Genomic DNA, 7,993 nt, shown 5'->3' with positions numbered 1-7,993 from the left:
GCACTGGTTTTTCTTAAGAGTCACAACAGCGCGTCGTTGTGTGGGGCGTATTATAGGCATTTCAGATGCCTTTGCAAGATCTTTTTGTAAAAAAATGTAAATTTTTTATTGATTGAAGATCTTTTCGCCTATTCGCACAAAAAATAGATCATTTTTGTTACTTAATTAATCGTTTTGCTATTCTTGGCAAATCTGCAATGGAATCCAAAACATAATCAGCGAGATTCTCACCCTCTTCTGTAATAGGTTTGCCTGTTCGCACTAAAATATTCGTTTTCACTTTTGCACCAATGCCTGCTTTAAGATCTTCAATCTTATCACCGACCATAATAGATTGTGCAGGATCGATTCTCAGCGCTTTAATCGCCTCTAATAACATGCCTGATTTCGGTTTTCGGCATTCACAGTCTTCTTTATATTCGCCTTTCCCTTCTGGATGATGAGGACAATAGTAGATGCCATCTAAATCCACACCACGATCAGCTAACGACCAATCCATCCATTCTGTAAGTTGTAAAAACTGATCTTCTGAAAAATATCCACGTGCAATGCCTGATTGATTGGTCACTAAAACTAAAAGATATCCCATTTCTTTTAATGCTTTTAATGCATCAATGCTGCCTTCTATGAATTGGAAATCATCAATTTTATGGACATAACCATGGTCGATATTTAAAGTGCCATCACGATCTAAAAAAACAGCTTTCTTCATATATTTTCTCATTTATCTTTTCTTAAGACAAAATTATCCCTTTTATCCTTAATATAAGCAATAATAAGTCATAACCGATCCGTCTAAAAAAGATCCCCTAAGATATTGACACAGCATTCTAGACGTCTAGAATACAAATGAAATTCAAATATTAACTGAGAACAAGGGCTTATATGATTAAGCTAAATAACATTACGAAGATTTTTACACTTCCAGATAAAAAACTGACCGCACTTGATAATGTTTCATTACATGTGCCTAAGGGACAGATTTGCGGTGTCATTGGCGCCTCTGGTGCTGGTAAAAGTACACTTATCCGTTGTGTAAACTTATTAGAAAGACCGACTCACGGTGCAGTGATTATCGATGATGTGGATCTGACTCAACTTTCTGAAGCAGAATTAGTGAAAACACGCCGTCAAATCGGCATGATTTTCCAACATTTTAATTTGTTGACCTCTCGAACCGTTTTTGAAAACGTGGCATTGCCACTTGAATTAGAAAATAAACCGAAAGCAGAAATTCAAGAAAAAACGACCGCACTTTTAGCGCTTGTTGGATTAAGTGATAAACATAATGTGTATCCTGCTAATCTCTCTGGTGGTCAAAAACAACGTGTAGCTATTGCGCGTGCACTTGCAAGCGATCCAAAAGTCTTACTTTGTGATGAAGCGACTAGCGCATTAGATCCGGCTACAACTCAATCCATTCTAAAATTATTAAAAGAAATCAACCGCACTTTAGGTATCACCATTCTTCTTATTACCCATGAAATGGAAGTGGTTAAACGCATCTGCGATCAAGTTGCCGTAATTGATAAAGGCCGTCTGATTGAACAAGGCACGGTTAGCGAAATTTTCTCTAATCCGAAAACAGAATTGGCCCAAGAATTTATCAGTTCGACTTTCCACATTACATTGCCGGAAGAATATTTAGAAAATTTATCTGATACGCCAAAACATGCCAAATCGTATCCGATCATCAAATTTGAATTTACTGGTCGCTCCGTCGATGCCCCATTACTTTCTCAAGCATCGAAAAAATTTGGCGTAGAGCTCAGTATCTTAACCTCACAAATTGATTATGCCGGTGGCGTAAAATTTGGCTTTACCATTGCGGAGGTTGAAGGTGATGAAGATGCGATTACGCAAGCCAAAGTTTATTTAATGGAAAATAACGTTCGAGTAGAGGTGCTAGGCTATGTTCAATGATTTATGGGCAACATTTAGCCAACAATTCCCCGATAATTTTGCGAGTTTATTAACGGTATCGACCATTGAAACGGTTTATATGTCAGTATTATCGACATTAATTGCCGCTTTATTAGGCTTACCACTGGGTTTTTTAACCTTTTTAACCAATAAAGGGGCGATTTTAGAAAACAAAAAACTCAATGCGTTTTTAAACGTCATTATTAATATCGGGCGTTCAATTCCTTATATTATTTTATTACTCGCTTTAATTCCGCTAACGAGCTGGTTGCTTCCTGGCGGCAGTATTGGTTCTAATGCAGCGATTGTCTCATTAAGTGCAGCCGCAACGCCATTTTTTGCACGTCTTACGAGTAATGCACTTTTTGAGATCCCAACCGGTTTGACTGAAACAGCAAAAGCTATGGGCGCAACCAATTGGCAAATTATTCGTAAATTCTATTTGCCTGAATCCCTACCTACGCTCATTAATGCGATTACGCTCACTTTCGTGACATTAATTGGCTATACCGCCATGGCGGGAACCCAAGGCGGTGGCGGTTTAGGAAGCCTTGCCATTAACTATGGTGTCTATCGCAATATGCCATCGGTAACTTGGGCAGCAACGATTGTTATCGTGATTATCGTGATGCTCAGTCAAAAATTAGGCGACACGCTCGCAAAACGAGTGGATCACCGTTAATTATTTTCTATACCATTTTATTCACAACAAGGAAAAAACATGAAATTAAAAAACTTATTTGCTATCACCGCTATCGCATCAACATTAGTATTAACAGGTTGTAAAGAAGAGAAAAAAGCAGATGCAGCATCAACTGCACCTGCTCCAACATCAATCAAAGTTGGTGTAATGGCTGGTCCTGAGCACCAAGTTGCAGAAACTGCTGCAAAAGTCGCAAAAGATAAATACAACTTAAATGTTGAATTTGTTTTATTCAATGACTACGCATTACCAAACACTGCTGTATCTAAAGGTGATTTAGATGCTAACGCAATGCAACACAAACCTTATTTAGATGAAGATGTAAAAGCAAAAAACTTAAACAACTTAGTGATTGTTGGTAATACCTTTGTTTACCCGCTTGCTGGCTATTCTAAAACCATCAAAAATGTAAATGAATTAAAAGACGGTGCGAAAGTTGTGGTGCCAAATGACCCATCAAACCGTGGTCGTGCATTAATCCTTCTTGAGAAACAAGGTTTGATCAAACTTAAAAATTCTAACGATCTTCTTTCAACTGTCGCAGATATCGTTGAAAATCCGAAAAACTTAAAAATTTCTGAAGTAGATACCTCTGTTGCAGCTCGTGCATTAGATGATGTTGATCTTGCTGTTGTAAATAACACTTATGCGGGTCAAGTTGGCTTAAATGCACAAGATAATGGCGTATTCGTAGAAGATAAAGATTCTCCATACGTAAACATCATCGTTGCACGTACTGATAACAAAGACAGCAAAGCGATCCAAGATTTCGTGAAAGCATACCAAACTGAAGAAGTTTACCAAGAAGCGAAAAAACACTTTAAAGATGGCGTTGTAAAAGGTTGGTAATCTCATCTTAAGCAAAATATTTCAAAGCCACCGATAAGGTGGCTTTTTTATTGATTAAAAGAAAGTGCGGTCATTTTTACGATACTTTTCCAAACGAAAAACGCATCAAAAACTGACCGCACTTTCTGTATTAAGATAATAAAAAACCCGAGCCTAAACTCGGGTTTTCTTTTTTAGCAATTAGCGATTACTCCGCATCATCTGCCATATTAAGCATTTCTGCTAAGTTAGTTGTTGCATCATCTGCTGTCATCACGAATTCATCAGCAATTGCTGCTTCATCGTCTTCAGACAATTTAATCACAACATCGTCTACAATACGTTTTTTGTGACGACCTTGGTGATACGCAAAACCAGTACCAGCAGGGATTAAACGACCTACGATTACGTTCTCTTTCAAGCCGCGTAATTCATCACGTTTACCCGCCACCGCTGCTTCAGTAAGCACGCGAGTGGTTTCTTGGAACGATGCCGCAGAAATGAAGGATTCTGTCGCCAATGACGCTTTGGTAATACCAAGTAATTCACGTTCGAATTCAACTGGTGGTTTACCTTCCGCTTCACGTTTACGGTTTACAATTTTCACGCGAGCCACTTCAACTTGTTCCCCTTCAAGGAATTCGCTGTCATAAGCTTTCGTGATGACTGCTTTACGTAACATTTGACGTACGATAACTTCGATGTGCTTATCGTTAATTTTTACCCCTTGTAAGCGGTAAACTTCTTGCACTTCGTTCACGATATATTCAGTTACAGCACGAACACCGCGTAAACGTAAGATATCATGCGGAGTCTCTGCACCATCAGAAATCACGTCACCACGTTCAACCATCTCACCTTCAAATACGTTGAGTTGACGCCATTTTGGAATCATTTCTTCGTAGATTTCACCTTCAGTTGGGGTGATTAATAAGCGACGTTTACCTTTGGTTTCTTTACCAAAGGACACGATACCTGAAATTTCTGCCAAGATTGCAGGCTCTTTCGGTTTACGTGCTTCGAATAAATCAGCAACGCGTGGAAGACCACCGGTAATATCTTTAGTACCCACAGATTCTTGTGGAATACGTGCAAGTGGTTCACCCACTTTCACTTCCGCACCGTCATCTAAACTTACGATTGCTTTACCTGGTAAGAAGTATTGCGCAATAACGTCAGTTTCAGGTAAGAAGATATCGTTACCTTTTGCATCAACTAATTTGATGGTTGGACGTAAATCTTTACCTGCTGTTGCACGTTCACCCACGTCTTGTACCACGATAGAAGAAAGACCGGTTAATTCATCCGTTTGACGCGTTACGGTTAAACCGTCCACAATATCAACGAATTTCACAAAACCTGATACCTCAGAGACAACTGGCATAGTATGTGGATCCCAGTTTGCCACTGTTTCACCCGCGGATACTTCTTGACCGTCTGCTTTATTCAATACAGTACCGTAAGGCACTTTATAGTGCTCTTTCGTACGACCAAATGCATCAGTTACGGTTAATTCAGTATTACGAGAAGTTAAAACTAATTTACCTTCGTCATTAACAACGAATTTCGCATTAGCAAGGTGTAAAGTACCGTTGTTTTTGATTTGTACGCTAGATTCTTTCGCTGCTGCAGAAGCTGCACCACCGATGTGGAACGTACGCATGGTTAACTGTGTACCTGGTTCACCGATAGATTGAGCAGCGATAACACCAACTGCTTCACCTTGGTTGATGAGGTGACCTCGCGCTAAGTCACGACCGTAACATTTCGCACATACACCGAAGTCAGTATCACAAGTTACAACAGAACGTACTTTTACGCTGTCCACTGAGTTTGCATCTAACACATCACAAAGTTTTTCATCTAATAAAGTGTTACGTGCAATTAATACTTCTTCTGTACCTGGTTTATACACATCTTCAGCCACAACACGACCTAACACTAATTCGCGAAGTGGAACTTTCTCATCACCACCTTCGATTAATGGGGTCATGACTAAACCTTCGTGCGTACCACAGTCATCTTCAACGATCACTAAGTCTTGTGCTACGTCAACTAAACGACGAGTTAAGTAACCAGAGTTTGCTGTTTTTAATGCGGTATCCGCCAAACCTTTACGCGCACCGTGGGTTGAAATAAAGTACTGAAGTACGTTCAAACCTTCACGGAAGTTCGCTGTAATTGGAGTTTCTATGATCGAACCATCTGGACGCGCCATCAAACCACGCATACCTGCTAACTGACGAATCTGAGCTGCAGAACCACGCGCACCAGAGTCAGCCATCATAAAGATACTGTTGAAAGAGGCTTGTTTCTCAGGATTACCTTCACGGTTGATAACTTCTTCCTGAGATAAGTTTTCCATCATCGCTTTAGCTACACGCTCATTTGCTGCAGCCCAAATATCGATGACTTTGTTATAACGCTCACCGGCTGTTACAAGACCAGATTGGAACTGTTCTTGAATTTCAGCCACTTCAGCTTCCGCTGCAGAAATAATTTCGTATTTTTTCTCTGGGATAACCATATCGTCGATACCCACAGAAGAACCTGAACGTGCAGCATAAGCAAAACCGGTATACATAATATGGTCAGCAAACATTACTGCTTCTTTCAAACCTAAACGACGATAAGCTTCGTTGATAAGTTTAGAAATTGCTTTTTTACCTAATGTTTGGTTAAACAATGAATAAGGCATACCTTTTGGCGCGATCATCCATAAGATTGCACGACCGATAGTGGTATCGGTTAATGTGGTTTTCTCTTCGAATTCGCCAGCTTCATTTTTCACATATTCAGTAATACGTACTTTAACGCGAGAATGTAACTCTGCTTCACCTGTGCGATAGGCTTTTTCAGCTTCGCGCGGATCTTGCAATAACATGCCTTCGCCTTTACCGTTCACTTTTTCACGGGTCATATAGTAAAGACCTAATACCACGTCTTGTGATGGAACGATAATAGGATCACCGTTTGCTGGTGAAAGTACGTTGTTGGTTGACATCATTAACGCACGCGCTTCTAACTGAGCTTCAAGTGTTAATGGTACGTGAACCGCCATTTGGTCACCATCGAAGTCCGCGTTGAACGCCGCACAAACGAGCGGGTGTAACTGGATTGCTTTACCTTCGATTAGAAGTGGTTCAAACGCTTGGATACCTAAACGGTGAAGTGTCGGTGCACGGTTCAATAGAATTGGGTGCTCACGAATAACTTCTGCCAAGATATCCCAAACGATCGCATCTTCACGCTCAACCATTTTCTTAGCCGCTTTGATTGTAGTTGCATAACCACGGCTTTCTAATTTTGCGTAGATAAACGGACGGAATAATTCCAATGCCATTTTCTTCGGTAAACCACATTGGTGTAAGTGCAAGTATGGACCTACAGTGATTACAGAACGGCCTGAATAGTCAACACGTTTACCTAATAAGTTTTGACGGAAACGACCTTGTTTACCTTTGATCATATCCGCAAGTGATTTCAATGGACGACGGTTAGAACCCGTAATCGCACGACCACGACGACCATTATCTAATAACGCATCAACAGATTCTTGTAACATACGTTTTTCGTTACGCACGATAATATCTGGTGCGATTAAATCTAATAAACGTTTTAAACGGTTGTTACGGTTGATCACGCGACGATATAAATCGTTCAAGTCAGAAGTTGCAAAACGACCACCATCTAATGGTACTAACGGACGTAAATCTGGTGGAAGTACCGGTAATACAGTCATCACCATCCACTCTGGTTTATTACCAGACTGTTGGAACGCTTCTAATAATTTTAAGCGTTTAGTGATTTTTTTACGTTTTGTTTCAGAGTTAGTTTCTTGTAACTCTTCACGTAATTTTTCACATTCCACTTCAAGATCAATACCTTTTAGTAAATCTTGAATTGCTTCAGCACCCATTTTCGCTTCGAATTCATCTTGCCAACGGTCTTCTGCATCAAGGAATTGTTCTTCAGTTAATAACTGTCCACGTTCCAAATCGGTCATACCCGGTTCGGTCACGATGTACATTTCAAAATAAAGCACACGCTCAATATCACGTAACGGCATATCAAGTAATAAACCGATACGAGACGGAAGTGATTTTAAGAACCAAATGTGCGCCACAGGACAAGCCAATTCAATGTGGCCCATACGTTCACGACGTACTTTAGTTTGTGTTACTTCAACACCACATTTTTCACAAATCACACCACGGTGTTTTAAGCGTTTATATTTACCGCATAAACATTCGTAATCTTTTACTGGCCCGAAAATACGTGCACAGAAAAGACCGTCACGCTCAGGTTTGAACGTACGATAGTTGATTGTTTCAGGTTTTTTAACTTCACCAAATGACCAAGAACGGATCATGTCTGGAGAAGCTAACCCAATTTTAATCACATCAAAATCTTCACTCGTTTTTGATTGTGCTTTTAAAAACTTAACTAAGTCTTTCACAAATAGTCTCCTGTCGGAGTTAAGGGTTTCAAAGTGCGGTCAAAAATCTTTTGTTTTTTAACCGCACTTCGGCGATTTCT

5 protein-coding genes are annotated in these 7,993 nt (G+C 40.0%); 3 read left to right on the top strand and 2 right to left on the bottom strand.

Annotation, left to right across the window (positions count from 1 at the left end; translation table 11 throughout):
* Positions 1-157: 157 nt before the first annotated feature.
* Complete coding sequence (gene gmhB / locus AC979_RS08710) at positions 158-712, bottom strand: D-glycero-beta-D-manno-heptose 1,7-bisphosphate 7-phosphatase (protein WP_049373859.1); 555 nt, start codon at positions 710-712, stop codon at positions 158-160.
* Between the two features lie 173 nt (positions 713-885).
* Here gmhB and metN point away from each other — a divergent pair, with 173 nt between their 5' ends.
* From metN to AC979_RS08695, 3 genes are read left to right on the top strand one after another with little or no spacing between them, the layout of a single operon-like run.
* Complete coding sequence (metN, locus tag AC979_RS08705) at positions 886-1,923, top strand: methionine ABC transporter ATP-binding protein MetN (protein WP_049373858.1); 1,038 nt, start codon at positions 886-888, stop codon at positions 1,921-1,923.
* A complete protein-coding gene (locus tag AC979_RS08700) occupies positions 1,913-2,605 on the top strand; it encodes a methionine ABC transporter permease (protein ID WP_049373857.1) in 693 nt (230 codons plus the stop codon). The genes metN and AC979_RS08700 overlap by 11 nt, the downstream gene beginning before the upstream one ends.
* A gap of 39 nt (positions 2,606-2,644) precedes the next feature.
* Positions 2,645-3,475: a MetQ/NlpA family lipoprotein gene (locus tag AC979_RS08695; RefSeq protein WP_049373856.1), complete on the top strand. Its 831-nt coding sequence runs from the start codon at positions 2,645-2,647 to the stop codon at positions 3,473-3,475.
* A 187-nt stretch (positions 3,476-3,662) separates the two neighbouring features.
* On the opposite strand, the gene rpoC is transcribed toward AC979_RS08695, so the two are convergent.
* Entirely contained in the window at positions 3,663-7,913 is a 4,251-nt protein-coding gene (gene rpoC, locus AC979_RS08690; protein WP_005697359.1) for a DNA-directed RNA polymerase subunit beta', read from the bottom strand.
* Positions 7,914-7,993 lie beyond the last annotated feature (80 nt).

It is taken from the genome of Parahaemophilus parainfluenzae (assembly GCF_001053575.1).
Taxonomy (GTDB): Bacteria; Pseudomonadota; Gammaproteobacteria; order Enterobacterales; family Pasteurellaceae; genus Haemophilus_D; species Haemophilus_D parainfluenzae_S.
Note: the sequence above shows the minus strand (reverse complement) of the source record. Positions and strands in the feature narration are given on the sequence as shown.

Coding starts and splice junctions, on each gene's coding strand:
- AC979_RS08695 (WP_049373856.1), top strand. CDS start 2,645: ATGAAATTAAAAAACTTATTTGCTATCACCGCTATCGCATCAACATTA.
- AC979_RS08700 (WP_049373857.1), top strand. CDS start 1,913: ATGTTCAATGATTTATGGGCAACATTTAGCCAACAATTCCCCGATAAT.
- metN (WP_049373858.1), top strand. CDS start 886: ATGATTAAGCTAAATAACATTACGAAGATTTTTACACTTCCAGATAAA.
- gmhB (WP_049373859.1), bottom strand. CDS start 712: ATGAAGAAAGCTGTTTTTTTAGATCGTGATGGCACTTTAAATATCGAC.